The 18,167-nt window shown below is 66.4% G+C and carries 17 protein-coding genes, 1 tRNA gene and 1 pseudogene; 7 read left to right on the top strand and 12 right to left on the bottom strand.

Annotation, left to right across the window (positions count from 1 at the left end; translation table 11 throughout):
- Nucleotides 1-9 precede the first annotated feature (9 nt).
- From selB to AAIL68_RS08725, 11 genes and pseudogenes are all read right to left on the bottom strand, one after another.
- A pseudogene (gene selB / locus AAIL68_RS08775) lies at nt 10-1,866 on the bottom strand (selenocysteine-specific translation elongation factor); the annotation flags it as partial.
- Nucleotides 1,863-3,230, bottom strand: a complete 1,368-nt coding sequence (gene selA, locus AAIL68_RS08770; protein ID WP_347139397.1) for an L-seryl-tRNA(Sec) selenium transferase — start codon at nt 3,228-3,230, stop codon at nt 1,863-1,865. The gene selA and the pseudogene selB, both read right to left, overlap by 4 nt.
- Entirely contained in the window at nt 3,230-4,144 is a 915-nt protein-coding gene (gene fdhE, locus AAIL68_RS08765; protein ID WP_347139396.1) for a formate dehydrogenase accessory protein FdhE, read from the bottom strand. Before fdhE ends, selA begins: the two co-directional genes overlap by 1 nt.
- 50 nt (nt 4,145-4,194) lie before the next feature.
- Entirely contained in the window at nt 4,195-4,881 is a 687-nt protein-coding gene (locus AAIL68_RS08760; protein WP_347139395.1) for a formate dehydrogenase subunit gamma, read from the bottom strand.
- Entirely contained in the window at nt 4,881-5,858 is a 978-nt protein-coding gene (gene fdxH, locus AAIL68_RS08755; RefSeq protein ID WP_347139394.1) for a formate dehydrogenase subunit beta, read from the bottom strand. Before fdxH ends, AAIL68_RS08760 begins: the two co-directional genes overlap by 1 nt.
- Entirely contained in the window at nt 5,855-8,944 is a 3,090-nt protein-coding gene (gene fdnG, locus AAIL68_RS08750) for a formate dehydrogenase-N subunit alpha (protein WP_347139393.1), read from the bottom strand. The genes fdxH and fdnG overlap by 4 nt, the downstream gene beginning before the upstream one ends.
- Before the next feature lie 370 nt (nt 8,945-9,314).
- Nucleotides 9,315-9,397: transfer RNA gene (locus AAIL68_RS08745), tRNA-Leu, on the bottom strand.
- A 117-nt stretch (nt 9,398-9,514) separates the two neighbouring features.
- Nucleotides 9,515-10,270, bottom strand: a complete 756-nt coding sequence (locus tag AAIL68_RS08740; protein ID WP_347139392.1) for a THxN family PEP-CTERM protein — start codon at nt 10,268-10,270, stop codon at nt 9,515-9,517.
- Between the two features lie 178 nt (nt 10,271-10,448).
- Entirely contained in the window at nt 10,449-11,369 is a 921-nt protein-coding gene (locus AAIL68_RS08735) for a pseudouridine-5'-phosphate glycosidase (RefSeq protein WP_347139391.1), read from the bottom strand.
- Nucleotides 11,366-12,262, bottom strand: coding sequence for a PfkB family carbohydrate kinase (locus AAIL68_RS08730; RefSeq protein WP_347139390.1), 897 nt, complete (start codon nt 12,260-12,262; stop codon nt 11,366-11,368). Before AAIL68_RS08730 ends, AAIL68_RS08735 begins: the two co-directional genes overlap by 4 nt.
- Nucleotides 12,259-12,606: a metalloregulator ArsR/SmtB family transcription factor gene (locus AAIL68_RS08725; protein WP_347139389.1), complete on the bottom strand. Its 348-nt coding sequence runs from the start codon at nt 12,604-12,606 to the stop codon at nt 12,259-12,261. The genes AAIL68_RS08730 and AAIL68_RS08725 overlap by 4 nt, the downstream gene beginning before the upstream one ends.
- A gap of 206 nt (nt 12,607-12,812) precedes the next feature.
- Here AAIL68_RS08725 and AAIL68_RS08720 point away from each other — a divergent pair, with 206 nt between their 5' ends.
- The 5 genes from AAIL68_RS08720 (at nt 12,813) to AAIL68_RS08700 (ending at nt 15,483) form a co-directional block, all read left to right on the top strand.
- Nucleotides 12,813-13,157, top strand: coding sequence for an AtpZ/AtpI family protein (locus AAIL68_RS08720; protein ID WP_347139388.1), 345 nt, complete (start codon nt 12,813-12,815; stop codon nt 13,155-13,157).
- 2 nt (nt 13,158-13,159) lie between these two features.
- Nucleotides 13,160-13,939, top strand: a complete 780-nt coding sequence (locus tag AAIL68_RS08715) for a F0F1 ATP synthase subunit A (protein ID WP_347139387.1) — start codon at nt 13,160-13,162, stop codon at nt 13,937-13,939.
- An 85-nt stretch (nt 13,940-14,024) separates the two neighbouring features.
- Nucleotides 14,025-14,261 carry a F0F1 ATP synthase subunit C gene (locus tag AAIL68_RS08710; protein ID WP_089343169.1) on the top strand — a complete coding sequence of 79 codons (237 nt, stop codon included), beginning with the start codon at nt 14,025-14,027 and terminating at the stop codon, nt 14,259-14,261.
- A 74-nt stretch (nt 14,262-14,335) separates the two neighbouring features.
- Nucleotides 14,336-14,926 carry a F0F1 ATP synthase subunit B' gene (locus tag AAIL68_RS08705; RefSeq protein WP_347139386.1) on the top strand — a complete coding sequence of 197 codons (591 nt, stop codon included), beginning with the start codon at nt 14,336-14,338 and terminating at the stop codon, nt 14,924-14,926.
- The gene (locus tag AAIL68_RS08700) at nt 14,923-15,483 is read left to right on the top strand and encodes a F0F1 ATP synthase subunit B (RefSeq protein ID WP_347139385.1); all 561 of its coding nucleotides are present in this window, start codon (nt 14,923-14,925) and stop codon (nt 15,481-15,483) included. Before AAIL68_RS08705 ends, AAIL68_RS08700 begins: the two co-directional genes overlap by 4 nt.
- A gap of 72 nt (nt 15,484-15,555) precedes the next feature.
- Here AAIL68_RS08700 and AAIL68_RS08695 read toward each other — a convergent pair whose 3' ends face one another.
- A complete protein-coding gene (locus tag AAIL68_RS08695) occupies nt 15,556-16,233 on the bottom strand; it encodes an OmpA family protein (RefSeq protein ID WP_347139384.1) in 678 nt (225 codons plus the stop codon).
- Between the two features lie 195 nt (nt 16,234-16,428).
- Between AAIL68_RS08695 and nth the strand changes: the two genes are divergently transcribed.
- Nucleotides 16,429-17,091, top strand: a complete 663-nt coding sequence (gene nth, locus AAIL68_RS08690; RefSeq protein ID WP_347139383.1) for an endonuclease III — start codon at nt 16,429-16,431, stop codon at nt 17,089-17,091.
- Nucleotides 17,088-18,101, top strand: coding sequence for an adenosine kinase (locus AAIL68_RS08685; RefSeq protein ID WP_347139382.1), 1,014 nt, complete (start codon nt 17,088-17,090; stop codon nt 18,099-18,101). Before nth ends, AAIL68_RS08685 begins: the two co-directional genes overlap by 4 nt.
- The last annotated feature ends 66 nt before the right edge of the window (nt 18,102-18,167 follow it).

Genomic DNA, 18,167 nt, shown 5'->3' with positions numbered 1-18,167 from the left:
ACGTAAATCGCCCCGGCGCAAGGTCAGGCCAAGCCGGTCGAAGAAGTCGAGGATCTCGATGGCGACCTTGCGGCCGTTCTGGACCCGGTCGCGAAAGGCGGGGGCGGTGAACCAGCCGTCCGCCGTCTGCGCGGCGACATCGCGGATGATCGCCACCATTTCCGCCGTCACCGCGCGCGCGAAGAAATGGTCATGCGCGATCTGGTCGGTGCGGCCCAGCTTTTGCGTCAGCTTCAGGACGCGCCGGACCTCGCGTTCGTCGATGCCGAAGTCGGTGGCAAAGTCGCGGACGCGCGGCGGGCGGAAGCGCATTTCCCCCTCCAGGGCGGGGGCGATGCGATCCCAAAGCGCCTCGTCCTCGGGTGTCAGGCGGACTTCGTGGCCGGGCAGGCGCAGGAAGGCGCCGTCCAGAACCGCGCGCCCCGCATCCGCCTCGTGGCGCAGGAAAAGAAGGAAGGCTTCCTTCGGCAGGCGCGGTTGCAGTTGCAGGCGCAGGCGTTCGCGGCCCAGGCCGGGCAGGTCGGGGTTGTCCTCGTGGAACTGCGCCAGGGTTTCGGTCAACTGCCGTTGCAGGCTATCCAGGACGCCGCAGCTGATCGCCAGATCGCCGATGGTCGCGGCACCGGCGTCGCGGATGGCAATGGCCAAGGCGGCAGGCGGCAGGCTGCGGTCGCGGGCAAAGGCGGGCAGATCGACGGGCGCGACAGCCAGCATGGCTGCAAGGGCGGTGGCGGGATCCTCGGCGCGGGCGGCGTCGATCAGCGCCAGCCGTTCGGGCGTGCGGCGCTTGCGGGCCGGGGCGCGCAGATCGAGGAAGCGCCCGCCCCCGATGGTCCGGCTGGCCGAGACATCGCGCAGGATGAAACGGTCATGGACCGCCGCCGCAATGGGCCGATCCAGCACGATCTGCACCGGGCCGCTGCCGCCCGGCTGGATCGGATCGGACAGCGGCACGATGCGCGCGCCCACCTCGACCGCGTGGCTGTGCAGGCGGGCGGGGAACCAGGTGCCGATGGGCTTCGGCTCGCCGGGCAGCACCGTCAGCCAGCCGTCGATCCGGTCCGTGGGCGCGTGAAGCGCGGGCGACAGCACCACGTCGCCGCGATGGATGGCGTCCTTGCTGATCGCCTCGCCTGCCAGGTTCAGGGCGCAACGCTGGCCTGCCAGGCCTTCGGTCGCCGGGCGGTTCTGGGCATGGATGCCGCGCACGCGGGCGGGCAGGCCGGTCGGGCTGATGATCACGGGATCGCCCACCGCCACACGCCCGGTCAGCATGGTCCCCGTGACCACCGTGCCCGCGCCCGACAGCGTGAAGCTGCGATCCACGGTCAGCCGCATCGGACCGTCGGCATGGCGCGCGGTGGTCTCGGCCTCGGCGGCGACAAGGGCGGCGTGCAGGGCATCGATACCTTCGCCGGTCAGGGAGGACACCGGCAGGATCGGCGCATCCGCCAGGGCGGTCCCCTCCAGTGCCGCACGGATTTCCGCCGTGACCGCCGCACGCCGCGCCGGGTCGGCGAGGTCGGCCTTGGTCAGCGCAATGAGGCCGCGCGCGATACCCAGCAGGTCCAGGATCGCCACATGTTCCCGCGTCTGCGGCATCACGCCATCGTCGGCGGCCACCACCAGCAGCGCCATGTCGATGCCGCCCGCGCCCGCCAGCATGGTGTGGATCAGCCGTTCGTGCCCCGGCACATCGACAAAGCCGGTGATGGCTCCGCCCCCAAGATCGGCATAGGCGAAGCCCAGGTCGATGGTGATGCCGCGCGCCTTTTCTTCGCTCAGGCGGTCCGTGTCCGCGCCGGTCAGCGCCTTCACAAGCGCCGTCTTGCCGTGGTCGATATGACCCGCCGTGCCGACGATCATGCCGACAGCGCCTCCAGCAGATCCGCGTCGCGGTCGAGGGTGCGCAGATCCAGGATCAGCGCGCCGTTGCGGATATGGCCGACCACCGGGCGGGGCAGGGTGCGCAGCCGGGCGGCCAGCCGGTCGGGCGCATCGCCGCCGTCGCCCGCGATCCGCAGCCCCGCTGAAGGAATTGTGTCGGTCGGCAGCGAACCGGATCCGATCTGGCTGGCGCAATCAGTCGCCGCAACGGTGTAGTCCGGCAGCAACGCGGCGACCTGCGGGGCAAGGCGCGCGGCCTGCGCGGCGATGTCGGGTTGCGGGCGCGACAGGTGGCGCAGCGTGGGCAGGCGTTCGGCCAGCCGGTCGGGGTCGCGATAAAGGCGCAGCGTCGCCTCCAGGGCGCTGATGCGGAGCTTGTCCAGGCGCAGCGCGCGCTTCAGCGGGTTCCTGTTGATCTGCGCGATCAGGTCGCGGCGTCCGACAATGAAGCCCGCCTGCGGCCCGCCCAGCAGCTTGTCGCCCGAGAAGGTGACAAGGTCCGCGCCCTCGGCCACCGCCTCGGCCACCGTGGGTTCGCGGCGCAGACCGTAAGCTGCCAGATCGACCAGAGACCCGGACCCGAGGTCGTTCAGCAGCACCACGCCCGCCTTCCGCGCGATCTGCGCCAAGGCGGAGGCGGGGACTTCGGCGGTGAAGCCCTCGATCCGGTAGTTCGAGGTATGGACCTTGAGGATCAGCCCCGTGTCCGCCGTGATCGCCTCTTCATAGTCGCGGAGATGGGTGCGGTTCGTGGTGCCGACCTCGACCAGATGCGCGCCGGCGCGGGCCATGATGTCGGGCATGCGGAAGGCGCCGCCGATCTCGATCAGCTCGCCACGCGACACGATGGCCTGCCGGCCCTGGCCAAAGCTGTTCAGCGCGATCAGCACGGCGGCGGCGTTGTTGTTGACGGCCGTCGCGTCCTCGGCCCCCGTCAACTCGCGGAGTAACCCGCGCAGGTGGTCGTCGCGCTGCCCTCGCCCGCCGTTGTCGAGGTCGAATTCCAGCGCAAGCGGCGCAGCCATGGCGGCGCTGGCGGCGGCAATCGCCTCATCCGCCAGAATCGCGCGGCCCAGGTTGGTGTGCAGCACGGTGCCGGTCAGGTTCAGCATCGGCCGCAGCTTCGACTGCGCGGCAGCCGCCAGATCGGCTGCCAGCAGGTGCGGCAAGCGCGCGGCCTCGGCCCCGCCATCGGCGCCGTCCCGGATCGCGGCGCGGGCGGCATCCAGACGCGCCCGCAGCGCCGTCGTCACCGCCGCGCGGCCGTGGCTGTCGATCAGCGCCCGGCCCATGTCGGACAGCAGAACCTGATCGACCGAGGGCAGGGCGCGGAACCCCTGCATCAATACCCCGCGATGAAGGGGTTGAAGCCGCCGCGCTTGAAGTCGGTGCCCTTCATCAGCATGTCCAGCCCCAGGCTGGACACGTCGTCGGCGATGGGATCAAGGCTGGCGTTCTTGTTCTGGTAGAGGATCTTCACCCAACTGCCGCATTCGCCGCACAATTCCGCCTTCACCGTCGCCTCGTCCGTTTCGACGCTGCGATAGCTGATGCCCTTGGTGGACCCGCAGCACAGGCAGACCACGCGCACCTCGTTCCACTGGGTCGCGCAGCAGCCGCAGGCGGCGTATCGGGTGCTTTCGATCCCCGCCGCGCCCATGACCGACGATGTCGCGGGGCGCCCGCCGCAGGTCGGGCAGATGCCGGTCCTGATCTTGACCAGATGCGCGGCGTCCAGCGTCGCCGCCAGCCGCGCCAGATGCAGTTGCACCGCGGCACCCACGAACAGATGCGGGGCGGCGCTGTCGTCGGGGATGCGGTCCGACAGGATGTTGTCCAGCAGCCAGTGCCGGTCGGCGATGCCCGCCGCCATAACGGCGGACAGGGCCAGCCGGGCGGGTTCGGGCATCTCCAGCGCCGCAGCATCGGTCAGGAAACGGTCCAGCGTGGCGTGCATCCCTTCGTCCACCGCAAGGGCTGTGCGGTCGATGGGGGGCATCCGGCTTTCGCGCGCGATGCGGATGCGATCGGCTGGCAGCGGCATCACCGGGGGCAAGTCCCGCGCCAGCCGCGCCTGCAATGCCGTCAGATCGGCCAGAAACCGCAGATAGGGCGCAAGGTTGCCGCCGTGATCGGCCAGAAAGGCGAACCGTCCGGCGCGTTTTTCAAAGACCGCCGCCGGGTCGGGCAAAAAAGCCAGCGGCGCCACGGGGACGCCGCCGATGACCGAAGGGTCGGGTTGCATGGTCGTGTTCATCACTTCTCCGGGCCGGACTGGTCTTGCGTGTCCGGCCACTTGCCTTTGCGTTATTCTGCCGGGCCGCGTTGGCGGCGTCCAGCCAGTTCGCGCAGCCATTTGCGGTGGTGGCGATAGGCCCAGCCGCCGGTGACGGTGCCCCGCGTCATCGCCCGCAGCGTGCCGCGCGTCCAGAAGGCCGCATAGACATGCAGGATGAAGACCAGGATGATCGCCACCGCGGCCAGCGAATGGGTCAGAACCGCGACGCGCCGCGTGGGGATCGTGACCAGTTCGCCGAAGAACTGTTCCCAGATCATCACGCCCGACACGATCAGCACCACGATCAGGATCGACATGCCCCAGAAGATGAACTTCTGCCCGACATTGTATTTCCCGACCTCGGGCAGGTTCTCCTCGTTCCCCTTCACCACGTCGCCGATCTGGGCAATCCAGGTCGTATCCTCGGGGCGCGGCATGTTCAGGCGCCACAGCTGGACGAACATCGTCAGGAAGCTGAAGAACAGCACCACGCCGATCACCGGGTGCAGCCAGCGGGCGTTCTGCCCGCCGCCGAACAATCCGGTCAGGAAATACAGCGACGGGTGGAAGAAGGCCAATCCCGAGATCAGCAGCAGGATCAGCGACAGCGCCGTGATCCAGTGGTTCGCCCGGATGAAGCCCCGGTAACGGCTGACCGTTACCGGGCGCGTGCTTTCGATCCGGTCGCCCGGTTCCGAGTAATAGGGTCGCGCCATCAGCCGTTCCCCCGCTCGCCGTCGGATTGCACCAGGCGTTCCGCGGCCTGTTCCTCGTGCTCATCGACCTTGTTGGCGCGGGCGAACAGCCCGTGAAGCGCGGCGCCCACGGCGGCCACGCCCATGACGGCAAGCCCCGCCGTCTTGGTCACGCCCTTCCAGCCTTCCACTACGGGCGAGATGCGCGGGTTGTCCGGTAGCCCGTCATAGATCGAGGGCTTGTCCGCATGGTGCAGCACATAGAAGACATGCGTGCCGCCAACGCCGGCGGGATCATAGATCCCGGCGTTGTCATAGCCGCGCGACTTCAGATCCTCGACCCGTTCGTTCGCCAGGGCGACCATGTCGTCCTTGGTCCCGAAGGTGATGGCCTGGGTCGGACACGCCTTGGCGCAGGCCGGACCCTGGCCCACGGCAACCCGGTCGGAACACAGGGTGCATTTGTAGCTCTTGTGATCGACCTTGCTGACGCGGGGGATGTCGAAGGGGCAGCCGGTCACGCAATAGCCGCAGCCGATGCAGTTTTCGTGGATGAAATCGACGATGCCGTTGGAATACTGCACGATGGCGCCAGGCGCCGGACAGGCCTTGAGGCAGCCCGGATCCTCGCAATGCATGCAGCCGTCCTTGCGGATCAGCCATTCCAGGTTGTCGGTCTCCGGGTTCACCCATTCCGTGAAACGCATCAGGGTGAACATGTTGGGCGTCAGGTCGTGGGGGTTTTCATAGACCCCCACGTTGGTTTCCACCTCGGGGAAGGTGTCGTTCCATTCGATGCAGGCGGACTGGCAGGCCTTGCAGCCGATGCATTTGCTGACGTCGATCAGCTTGGCGACCTTGGTCAGCTGCCGGTCGGGCTGCGGCACGTTCGGCGTGGCCGAGATTCGGACCACGTCGGACGGCAGCAGGTTCGACGCGATGGGCTGAACCGGAGGGTTCGCCGCCGCCGTCTTGGGTTGGGGCGCGGTTTCGGTCATGCCACCGGCTCCTCGGCTGAAGGTTCGATATTGACCATGAAGGCCTTGAATTCAGGCGTCTCCACGTTCGCGTCGCCGACCTGAGAGGTCAGGCTGTTCGGGCCAAAGCCCTTTTTCGCCGCGCCCATGAAGCCCCAGTGCAGCGGGATGCCGATGACATGGACGGTCTTGCCGTCGATCTGCATCGGCCGCAGGCGCTTGGTCACGACAGCCTTGGCCCAGACCTCGCCCCGCTTGGACCAGACGCGCACCCGGCCGCCCTTGGCGATGCCGCGTTCCTCCGCCAGTTCCTCGCTGATTTCCACGAAGAACTCGGGCTGCAACGCGGCGTTCACCACGTTGTGCTTGGTCCAGTAATGGAAATGCTCGGTCAGGCGATAGCTGGTCGCGACGAACGGGAATTCGGGATCCCCGATCTCGGCGAACTGGTTGGCGGTGCTTTCGAAGACCCGCGCCACCGGGTTGCCCCGCATCCGCGCGTTGAAGGGGTTGGCGATGGGCGCCTCGAAAGGCTCCATATGGGTGGGGAAGGGGCCGTCTCGCATCATGCCCCGGCTGAACAGGCGCGACACGCCTTCGGGGTTCATGATGAAGGGATGGACCTCGCCCGGCTTGGCCGTGACCGCGATGTCCGGCACGTCATAGCCTTCCCATTTCTCGCCCGTCCATTCGATGATCTTGCGCGACGGATCCCAGGGCTTGCCCTGCGGGTCGCAGGACGCGCGATTGTACAGGATCCGCCGGTTCGCGGGCCAGGAGAAGGACCAGTTGAGGAAGGCGCCGGTGTCGTCGGGGTCGTTGTTGTCCCGCCGCGCCATCATGTTGCCGTCCTCGGTCCAGCTGCCGGCATAGATCCAGCAGCCGCCCATGGTGGAACCGTCGTCGCGGTACTGGCCGAAGTTCGACAGTTGCTGCCCCGCCTCGGCCACGACCTTGGTGGTGTCCTTCAGGTCGTAGACGGTGGACAGCGCGCGGCCGTTCATCTCCTTGGCCAGTTCTTCCGGCAGGGGCTCGTTCGGGTCGGCATAGTCCCAGGTCAGGTTCAGGATCGGGTCGGGGAAGACCCCGCCTTCGTCCTGGTACAGCTTCTTCACCCGCTGGAAGATCTGCGCCATGATCCAGGTGTCGTGCCTGGCCTCGCCCGGAGGGGTCGCCCCCGCCCAGTGCCATTGCAGCCATCGCCCCGAGTTCACCAGCGCGCCTTCATCCTCGGCAAAGCAGGTGGTCGGCAGTTCCAGAACCTCGGTCTGGATGCTGGCCGTGTCCACGTCGTTGTAGACGCCGTGGTTCTGCCAGAAATGCGAGGTTTCCGTGGCCAGCGGGTCCATGACCACCAGCATCTTCAGCTTGGAGAACGCCTCGGTCATCTTGCCCCGGTTGGGGAAGGACAGAAGCGGGTTGAAGCCCTGGCAGAAATACAGGTTCACCTTGCCATGGGTCATCAGCTCGAACATCCGCATCCCGTCATAGGCGGGCACGTCAAGCTTGGGCAGATAGTGATAGGCCCAGTCGTTTTCCGCCGTGGCGGCATCGCCCCACATGGCCTTCTGGAAGCTGACCATGAACTTGGAGTAGTTCTGCCAATAGCTGGTCTGGTTCGGCACGATCGGCTTGAAGCCGCGGGTGGACATGTAGGTCGCCCAGTCCGCTTCCTTTTCCGTCGGGATGTTCAGGTATCCGGGGATCAGGTTCGACATCAACCCGATGTCGGTCAGGCCCTGGATGTTGGAATGGCCGCGCAGCGCGTTCATCCCGCCGCCCCGGACGCCGATATTGCCCAGGATCAGCTGCAGCATCGCCATGCCGCGGATGTTCTGCGCGCCCTTGGAATGCTGGGTCCAGCCAAGCGCATACATCGAGGTCATGGTCTTGGTCGGCGACGAGCATTCGCCGATCATCTCGGCGATGTGCAGGAACTTCTCCTTGGGCGTGCCGCAGATCCGTTCCACGAATTCGGGCGTATAGGCATCGACATGCGCCTTGAGCAGGTTCCAGACGCAGCGCGGATCCTGAAGCGTGGGATCGGTCTGGACAAAGCCGTCCTCGCCCATCTTGTAGTCCCAGGAGGACTTGTCGTAGTCGCGCTTTTCCTCGTCATAGCCGGTGAAAAGCCCGTCGGACCAGCCGAACTCGTCCTTCACCAGGAAGGAGGCGTTGGTGTAGTTGCGGACATAGTCCCACTGCACCTTGTCGTTCTCGATCATCCACCGGATCATGCCCATGAGGAACACGATGTCGCTGCCCGGACGGATCGGCGCATAGTAATCCGACACGGAGGCCGTGCGGTTGTAGCGCGGATCGACCACGATCAGCTTGGCGCCGCGATGGTGTTTCGCCTCGGTCACCCATTTGAAGCCGCAGGGATGCGCTTCGGCGGCATTGCCGCCCATGACAATGACGAGGTCGGTATTCTTGATGTCGGTCCAGGAGTTGGTCATCGCTCCACGGCCAAATGTCGGGCCCAAACTGGACACCGTGGGGCCGTGTCAGACGCGCGCCTGGTTGTCGAATCCGACGATCCCCATGGACCGGACCGTCTTGTAGGTCAGCCATGCGGTTTCGTTCGTGGTTGCCGATGCCGCCAGGAAGCCGGTCGTCGTCCAGCGGTTGACGGGCACGCCCGCCTCGTTCGTCTGGATGAAGTTGGCGTCGCGGTCGTCCTTCATCGCGCGGGCGATCTTGTCCAGCGCCTCGTCCCAGGTGATGTCCTGGAAGTCGCTGGCGCCTGCGGCGCGATAACGCGGCTTGGTCAGGCGGGTCGGCGCCTTGACGAAATCCTTGAGCGCCGCGCCCTTGGGGCAGAGCGTGCCGCGGTTCGTCGGGTGGTCCGCGTCGCCTTCGATATGGATCAGCTCGGCGGCTTCGCCCGCCTTCACGTCACCCTTGGAATACATGATGATCCCGCAGGCGACCGAGCAATAGGGGCAGGTGTTGCGCGTTTCCGTGGTCGTGGCCAGCTTGAAGGCGCGCACATGCGCCTGTTCCGCCGCCTCGGCCTCGCCGAAGCCCATGGCTCCCAGCGACGTTGCCGCAACCCCCGCACCCGCAAGCCTCAGAAAGCCGCGGCGCGAAAGGTCGATGTTCATAAGACCCCTCCTGCTGCCTGTCGATAGATAGGTACGGGTCGAGTTTGCTGACCGGGCGGTCAAAAGTCAAGCCGGGCGGGGGAAAGGGCGGACAGGATCGGGAAGGGCGTAAACACCGCTAAGCCAAGGAAAAAAGTCGGCTTTTTCCGAAATGTTCAGGCGCCGGGATTGTGAGATCATGGTTGCGCTGACGCAGTGCCCGACTGCCCGCGCGGGACAAGGAAACGCAGGGCGTTTCCCCTGCGCTTTGCGTGGCATTTCCATCAGGGACGGTGCGGGCACTGGTTGGGCCTTCTGAGTCCGGCGGTGCCACTGGCAGGTCGTCGCGTAGCGATGGACTTCAAATCAACGGCTTGGAATTCAGGGCAGATGGTGCGCGGTGAGGGACTCGAACCCCCACGCCGAAGCGGTTGGACCTAAACCAACTGCGTCTACCAATTCCGCCAACCGCGCACACCTTCAGCCTTACGGCAGGAAAGCCGGGGCGGTCAACGGGTCATCGGCAAGCCATGCAACTTTGCCGCGGCAACATGCGGGGCCGGGGCCTTGTGGCCAGCCCCGCCGTTTGTGTCAGGTGCGGCGGCGACGGCCTGCCACTCCAAGGGCACCCAGCCCGGCAACCAGCATCCATGCCGCGGCAGGCAAAGGCACCGGCGCAGGCTGGATGACGGATTCATAGGTAAACTGTGCCTTCAGCGACGCCGTGTTGCTTTGATTTTCCTTCGTCCAGAACTGGTCGCCGATATCAAAGCCATCCACCGCGAAGACATAGGTGGATGTGGTATCACCCTCGACGACGGTGAAAGTCTCGGTCAGGGCCGGGTTGGTGGATGCGACCACCCGGTCGGCACAACCATTGACGTTCACGCCAACTCCCACGGTTCCGCCATTGGCGCAGGGCCTGTCGGAATTGCCCGTTTCCCAATGGTCGAACACGAAGGTGGAGCTGCGCTGATACACCGTGCTGCTGTCGCTTCCCAGGAAGAAATCGAACACCACCGTCAGCGTGGCCGAGGTGATGGCAGATCCCGCCTGGATGGGATAGTTGAGATGCGTAAAGGTGCCGAGCGTGAACGGCGTATGTGCGGCTTCGGTCGTGGGCGTCGTGGTCGGGGTAAAGTCATAGCCGCTTTTCCCCCCGTCGGTGGGAATGCCCCAGCGCAGTTGCGCAGTGCTGCCACTATTGCCCGTGGTGACGGCCGTACCTCCGGTCCAGCTGTCCCAGACGCCGGAAATGTTGGTTATCGTCAGGCTTGCCGCATCTGCGGTCACCGCGGACAGTGACAGTGCAGAAACCGTGCAAAGACTCTGGAAAAAATGCTTCATCGTTAAGCCTCTCGGAGAGATCCAACGGGAGGTTGTCACAGGCATGTGACAATGCCGTCCCTACACGCACACTTAAAAAAAGTTAACAAGACTGTCATCGGGAATCTTTCAGCCGAGCAATTTTCAACCTTTGAATTAAACGCAAAAAATTTCTACAACTTAAGGATATAGCCGCCTCTCAGATATTCGCCGTCATGCTTCTTGCGATCTGCGCGGCCAGGCGGGCATTGTTCAGGACCAGGGCGATGTTGGAGTCGAGCGAGCGGCCCTTAGTCAGTTCGAAGATGCGCTGCAGCAGGAAGGGCGTGACCTCCTTTGCGGCAATGCGCTGGGCTTCGGCTTCGGACAGGGCCTGTTCGATCACGGGCATGATGGCGTCGCGGGCGATCTCGGCGTCCTGCGGGATCGGGTTGGCGACCAACTGCCCGCCCTTCAGGCCAAGGCGCGCGCGCATGGCGGCGGCTGCGGCGATGTCGTCGGCGCTGTCCATGCGCAGGGGGGCCTTGATGCCGCTGGTCCGCGACCAGAAGGCGGGCAACTCGTCCTGGCCATAGGCGATGACGGGAACACCCAGGGTTTCCAGCACCTCCCAGGTCTTGGGCAGGTCCAGGATCGCCTTGGCGCCCGCCGCTACCACCGTCACCGGGGTTTGCGCCAGTTCCTGCAGGTCGGCCGAGATGTCGAAGCTCGACTCCGCCCCGCGATGCACGCCGCCGATGCCGCCGGTCGCAAAGACGCGGATGCCCGCCAGATGCGCGCAGATCATGGTGGCGGCAACGGTGGTCGCCCCCGTGCGGCCATTGGCAAGGCAGACCGCCAGATCGGCGCGGGACAGCTTCATCGCCTGATCCGAAGGGGTCTGTGCCAGGGCTTCCAGCGCGTCGTCCGTCAGACCCACATGGATCCGCCCGCCCATCACGGCGATGGTCGCGGGAACCGCGCCGTTGTCGCGGATCGCCTGTTCGACCTGGCGCGCCATCTCCAGGTTCTGCGGATAGGGCATCCCGTGGGTGATGATCGTCGATTCAAGCGCGACGACCGGCTTGCCCGCCGAAAGCGCGTCGGAAACTTCGGGGGAAAAGGTCAGGGGGGCGGTCATGGAACGTCCTTTCCAGAAACATGGGCGGCCGAGGCTTCGACGGCCTGGCGCAAGGCCGCGTCGCGCGGCTGGCGGTTCAGTTCGGCGGCCAGATGCGCCGCAAGGAAGCAGTCGCCCGCGCCGGTCACGCGGGCCACGGTGACAGGGGGCGGGGCGAAGGTCAGGGTCGGGCCGCCCGCCATCGCCTCGGCCACGGGGCGGGGGCCGTCGGTGACCAGCACGCGGGCCGCGCCGCGCGCCACCACGGCCTGCGCGGCGGTGGCGGCATCCGGGCAGGCGCGACCGGCGAGGATCTCGGCCTCCAGCCGGTTGAGATAGAAGCAGCCGCGGCGGGCGGCGATCAGGGGTTCCAGCCTTTCCGCCTTGCCGGGGCTGGCGGGAACGACGCGCAGGTCGGCGTGGGTCAGGCGCGGGTCGCGGGCGATGGCATCAAGCAGGTCCACCGTCAGGTTGCCGTCCAGGACCACGGGCGCGGTCCAGCCGGTCAGCGCGCCATCCAGCGGCGCAAGGATCGCGTCGCCCGCATCCTCCAGCCCGCGGACATCGGCGATGGCGGCGATCAGCCCCTCGCTGTCCTCGATCCCCATATAGGTGTCGGTGGGCAACCCGGTGTCGCGGGCCAGATGCGCGGTGATGACGCCCAGCCGTTCCGCCTCGGCCACAAGCGCCTCTCCTTCCGGGTCGCGGCCCACGGCCGACAGCACGGCGGGGCGCAGGCCCCAGCGGGCAAGCGCCACCGCCACGTTCAGCGCCACGCCGCCGGGGATGTGGCGGATGCGGCCCGGTACATCGGCGCCCGGCGCCATGCGGCGCGGCGCGCGGCCGATCACGTCCCACAGCATCGCGCCGATGCAAAGAATGTCGGGGCACAGGATGTCGGGGCGCTCTGTCATTCCTCGGTCCAGCTTTGCATCTCGGCTTCCAGAAAACGCTCGAAATCGTCCAGGTCCACCGGGTCGAACTGCCCGAAGCCCCCCATCCAGACCGAGGCCGCGCGCATCCCGTCCGGGTCCAGCTTGCACCAGGTGATCCGGCCCCGGCGTTCCTGTCGGATCAGCCCCGCCGCCGCAAGGACGGCAAGGTGCTTGGAAATGGCCGCAAGGCTCATGGCGAAGGGGGCCGCCACGTCGCTGACGGCCATGTCGTCCTCCAGCAGCATGGACAGCACGCGCCGCCGCGTGGGATCGGCCAGGGCGGCGAAGATCAGGTCCAGCCGGTCGGGCGAGGGGGTGTTCATCAATGCTTCATGGCGCGGAATGACCGGAATGGTCAACTTTGCGGTTGAATAATGTCGGGCCGGTGCCGGGATTGCAAGCGAAAGGCCCGAACGAAGCATTTAATAATATCGTTATATATCACTGGCTTATTAACAAAACCCACTTGCTTGACTCGGGCCGCGTTCCACCCTAGACACCCCGGCAACTGATTACGGGGGCGTGACAGATGGCCGAAGGGCCCCGGAACGACGACAGGGATGCGGATGCAGCCCGGTTGCGCGAACTGGAGGATCGGCTGTCCAGGCTTGCCGAAAAGCCGGAGGCAAACATGCCGATGGCGGGCTATGACAAGGCGCATGTCGCCTGGCGCATGGTCACCGAGATCGTCGCCGGCATCATGCTGGGCGCCGGGGTCGGATACGGGTTGGATTGGGTGTTCGGCACTTTGCCGGTCATGCTGATCCTGTTCATACTTCTCGGCTTCGTGGCCGGCATCAAGGTGATGATGCGCACGGCAGCCGAACTTGGCAGCACGCCCGGCAAGGCGCCGGGCACCGACAAGAGGGATTGATCGTGGCGACAGAAGCGCATGGCGAGGCAACCGGCCTGTCTTTCCACCCGATGGACCAGTTCATCGTGCGCCCGCTGTTCAGCGACGGCCCGGTCCACTGGTACACGCCCAGCAACGTGACGCTGTGGCTGTTTGCCATCGTCCTGGCGACGCTGGCCCTGCTGGTGCTGGGCACGCGCGGCCGCGCCATCGTCCCGAACCGCAGCCAGTCCATGGCCGAGATGGCCTATGGCATGATCCACAAGATGGTGGGCGACATCGCGGGCAAGGACGGGCTGAAATACTTTCCCTATATCATGACGCTGTTCATGTTCGTCGTCTTCGCGAACTTCCTGGGCCTTCTGCCCATGGCCTTCACCGTGACCTCGCATATCGCGGTGACGGGCGTGCTGGCGCTGGCGGTGTTCCTGACGGTGACGGCCATCGGCTTCATCAAGAACGGCGCGCATTTCCTGGACCTGTTCTGGGTCCGCTCGGCCCCGCTGGCAATCCGGCCGGTGCTGGCCGTGATCGAGGTGATCAGCTATTTCGTGCGGCCCCTCAGCCTCTCGATCCGACTTGCCGGCAACATGATCGCCGGTCACGCCGTGATCAAGGTGTTCGCGGGTTTTGCAGCCCTTGTGCTGATCAATCCCGGCCTGGGCGCGCTTGTGACCCCTGTTTCGATCCTCGCGGTCGTGGGCATGTATGCCTTTGAAATCCTTGTGGCTTTCATCCAGGCCTATGTGTTCACCATTCTGACCTGCGTTTACCTCAAGGACGCGCTGCACCCGTCGCACTAAGACGGCGCGCAGCATCCCCGGCGGTGCGCGATCCGCGCCGCCCTTCACCCTGAATTCGCCACTTCCAACCGCAAGGAGTATCATCATGGAAGGCAATATCGGAGAACTGGGCCAGTACATCGGCGTCGGCCTGACCGCCATCGGCATGGGCGGGGCTGCCATCGGTGTGGGCAACGTCGCCGGCAACTTCCTGTCGGGCGCGCTCCGCAACCCGTCGGCCGCAGCCGGCCAGACCGCCACGCTGTTCATCGGCATGGCCTTCGCGGAAGCCCTGGGGATCTTCTCGTTCCTGGTCGCGCTTCTGCTGATGTTCGCGGTCTGATCCCAAGCCATCCTTGCGGCGGGGTGGGGTTTTCAGCCCCGCCCCTTCGTGACTTTCAAGGCCAGGGGTAAGACATGATCAGCCTGTTGCAAGAAGCCGCCCATGTCGCGGCCGAACATACCGAAAGCGTGGCGAGTTCCGTCGCGCATGGCGAGACCGAGACGGCCACGGGCCTGCCGCAGCTGGATCTGACCTCCTTCGGGAACCAGATCTTCTGGCTGGTCGTCGCCATGGTCGTTCTCTACTGGATCGTCGCCAAGGTCGCGCTGCCGCGCATCGGGGCCGTCCTGTCGGACCGCCAGGGCGCCATCACCGGCGACCTGATGGCTGCCGAGGAATTCAAGCTGAAGGCGAAAGAGGCCGAGGCCGCCTATGACAAGGCGCTTGCCGACGCACGCGCCGAGGCCGGCAAGATCGTCGCGGCGAACCGCGCCGAGATCCAGAAGGAACTGGACGCCGCCATCGCCCATGCCGATGCCGAGATCGCCGCGCGCACCGCGGAATCGGAAAAGCGCATCCGCGAGATCCGCGATTCCGCCGACAACGACGCCCGCGAGGTTGCCCGCGACGTGACCGCCGAACTGGTCCGCGCCTTTGGCGGCACGGTCGATCAGGCCGCGGTCGATCGGGCGGTGGACAGCCGCATGGGGGGAGCCCTGCAATGAAAAAGCTTGCCGTTGCCATCGCAGCGGGCGTGACCGCCAGCCCGGCCTTTGCCGCGTCGGGTCCGTTCTTCTCGCTGCGCAACACGAACTTCATCGTCCTGATCGCCTTCCTGGTCTTCGTGGGCTTACTGCTGTACTTCAAGGTTCCCTCGAAGATCGGCGCGCTTCTGGACCAGCGGGCCGCCGGCATCCGCCGCGACCTGGACGAGGCCAAGCGCCTGCGCGAGGATGCGCAGGAGATCTATGCGAGCTTCGAGCGCCGTCAGCGCGACGTTGCGGGCCAGGCCGAACAGATCGTGGCCAATGCCCGGCGCGAGGCCGAGGCCCAGGCCACCAAGGCCAAGGCTGACCTCAAGACCTCGATCGAGCGTCGCCTGAAAGCGGCCGAGGACCAGATCGCCAGCGCCGAAAGCGATGCCGTCCGCGCGGTGCGCGACCGCGCCGTGCAGGCGGCGGTGGCCGCGGCCTCGACGCTGCTGGCGCAGCAGGTGTCCGCCGGGCAGCGTTCGGCGGGGATCGACGACGCCATCGAAGACGTGGCGCGCCGGTTGAACTGATACCAGACGGACAGTGATCAAGAAAAAACCCCCGGTTGCAGGACCGGGGGTTTTGCTTTTTGCAAGGGGGGATCAGCGGGTCGGCCAGATCAGGATCTCGACCCGGCGGTTCTGCGCCCGGCCGGCGGCCGTGTCGTTCGAGGCAACCGGCTGGTTGAACCCCTGGCCGGTCGCCGAAAGGCGCGCGGGCGCCACGCCGGCGGCGCTGAGGATGCTTGCGACCGACTGGGCGCGGCGCTGCGACAGGTCCATGTTATGCGCCGCCGATCCGGTGTTGTCGGTATGGCCCACCACCTGCACGCGGCTGTTGGGATACTGGTTCAGGTTGCGCGCCACGGCGTAAAGGTCGTTCTGCGCCTGCCCGGTGACGGCGGCCGAGTCGGTGGCGAACAGGATGCCCTCGGGCAGGATCACCTGCAGGTGGTCGCCGCGGTTGACGACCTGCACGTTGCTGCTGACCGACTGTTGCAGGGACTGCGCCTGGCGGTCCAGGATATTGCCCGCGATGGCGCCTGCCGCCGCGCCCAGGATCGCGCCGCGCGCGGCATCCCGGCCCTGGTTGTTCTTGTCGCTGTCGCGCGTGCCCGCAAGCACGGCGCCCACGGCGGCCCCGGCCAGGGCGCCCTGCTGGGTGCGGCTCATCCCGGTGCCCCCCATGCCGGAGTTCATGCCGGTGCCGTCGGTGGGCGCGCAGGCGCCGAGCGCCACAAGGCCCGTGGCGGCAAGGATGGTGGTGACGCGAAGCTTCATGGGATTTCCCTTTCCTGGTCTTGCGGCTTTGAATATGCGACAAATTTGCGGTTGCCGCTCAACGTGCCGAAGCTGGCCCAGTTCCGAGGGAAAGGAAAGTCACGGCTGCGTGGAAGGTGCTGGATTGGCGGAAAAATCGTCCGCAGGGGCGCCGGGGTTGCATTGCCGGGCGGGGCCGGTCAAAAGCGTGGCGTCATGGTCCAGATCCGCCGCCTGCCGCAGCCCTTGCCCTTTGCCCAGCAAGTCGCGATCTTCTCGCGCCTGGCCGAGGCCAATCCGAAACCCGTGACCGAGCTGGAGTGGAGCAATCCCTTCACGCTGGTGGTTGCGGTCGCGCTGTCGGCGCAGGCCACCGATGTCAGCGTCAACAAGGCCACCAAGGGGCTGTTCGCGGTGGCGGATACGCCGCAGAAGATGCTGGCCCTGGGGGTGGAAGGCGTAACCGAGTATGTCAAGACCATCGGGTTGTTTCGCCAGAAGGCGAAGAACGTCATCGCCCTGTCGCGCATCCTGGTGGATGACTTCGGCGGCGAGGTTCCCGACAGCCGCGCGGCGCTGATGACGCTGCCGGGCGTCGGACGCAAGACGGCGAATGTGGTGCTGAACACGGCCTTCGGGCATCCGGCGCAGGCGGTCGATACGCATATCTTCCGCGTCGGCAACCGCACCCGCATCGCGCCGGGCCGCGACGTGGACGAGGTCGAGCGCGCCATCGAGGACAACGTGCCCGCCCGGTTCCAGGACAACGCCCATCACTGGCTGATCCTGCATGGCCGATACATCTGCCAGGCCCGGCGTCCGCGCTGCGCGGTCTGCCCCATCTACGATTTGTGCCCCTACGAGGAGAAGACCGCATGACCACCCCCTATGTGATCGGCATCGGCAATGCGGTCATGGACGTGATCTCGCCCACCGATGAGGCGCGGCTGGCGGCGCTTGGGGTGCAGAAGGGCATCATGCAACTGATCGAGCGGGAACGGTCGGAATACCTGATGGCCGCGCAGGCGGATGACCACGGGCCGGGCCGCGCGCAGTCGAAACTGGTGCCGGGGGGATCGGTCGCGAACACGCTGGCGGGGATCGGGATGCTGGGGCTGCGCACGGCCTTCATCGGGCGGGTGGCGGATGATGCGCTGGGCTTGTCCTATGCCGAACAGACCGAGGCGGCGGGGACGGTCTTCGTGAACCCTCCGGTCGCGGGCGACCAGTTGCCGACCTCGCGCAGCATCATCCTGGTGACGCCGGATGGCGAGCGGTCGATGAACACCTATCTGGGGATTTCCGCCGAGCTGGGGCCGGATGACGTGAATCCTGCAGTTTTCCAAGGGGCTGGCTGGCTGTTCCTCGAAGGATACCTGTTCGACAAGCCGAAGGGGAAGGACGCGTTCCTGAAGGCCGCGAAGTCCTGCCACGAGGCGGGCGGGCAGGCGGGGATCGCGCTGTCCGATCCCTTCTGCGTGGACCGCCACCGTGCGGATTTCCGGCGGCTGGTTGCCGGGCCGATGGATTACGTAATCGGCAATGTCCATGAATGGCAGTCGCTCTATCAGGTCGAGGATCTGGAGGAAGCCTTGCTGCTGGCAAGCGCCGATTGCGGAACGGTGATCTGCACGCGGTCAGGCGATGACGCGATCCTGATCCGGGAGGGCGAGCGGGTGACGGCGCCGGTGCATCGTATCGTGCCGATGGACGCGACCGGGGCGGGCGACCAGTTCGCGGCGGGGCTGATCTATGGGCTGGCGACGGGTGCGCCGCTGGCCGTTGCGGGCCGGATGGGCTGCATCGCGGCGGCCGAGGTGATCGGGCATGTGGGGCCCCGGCCTGAGCGCGACCTGCGCGCGGATTTCCGCGCCGAGGGGTTGATCTAGGTTAGTGTCACACCCCCGTGCATCCAGCGGCGTTGCGTGCTGAAACCCCTGCGTGTATCAGGGCCG

The sequence above is a fragment of the Paracoccus sp. SSK6 genome, from assembly GCF_039770665.1.
Classification (GTDB): domain Bacteria; phylum Pseudomonadota; class Alphaproteobacteria; order Rhodobacterales; family Rhodobacteraceae; genus Paracoccus.
This window is presented reverse-complemented; position numbering and strand designations above follow the sequence as displayed.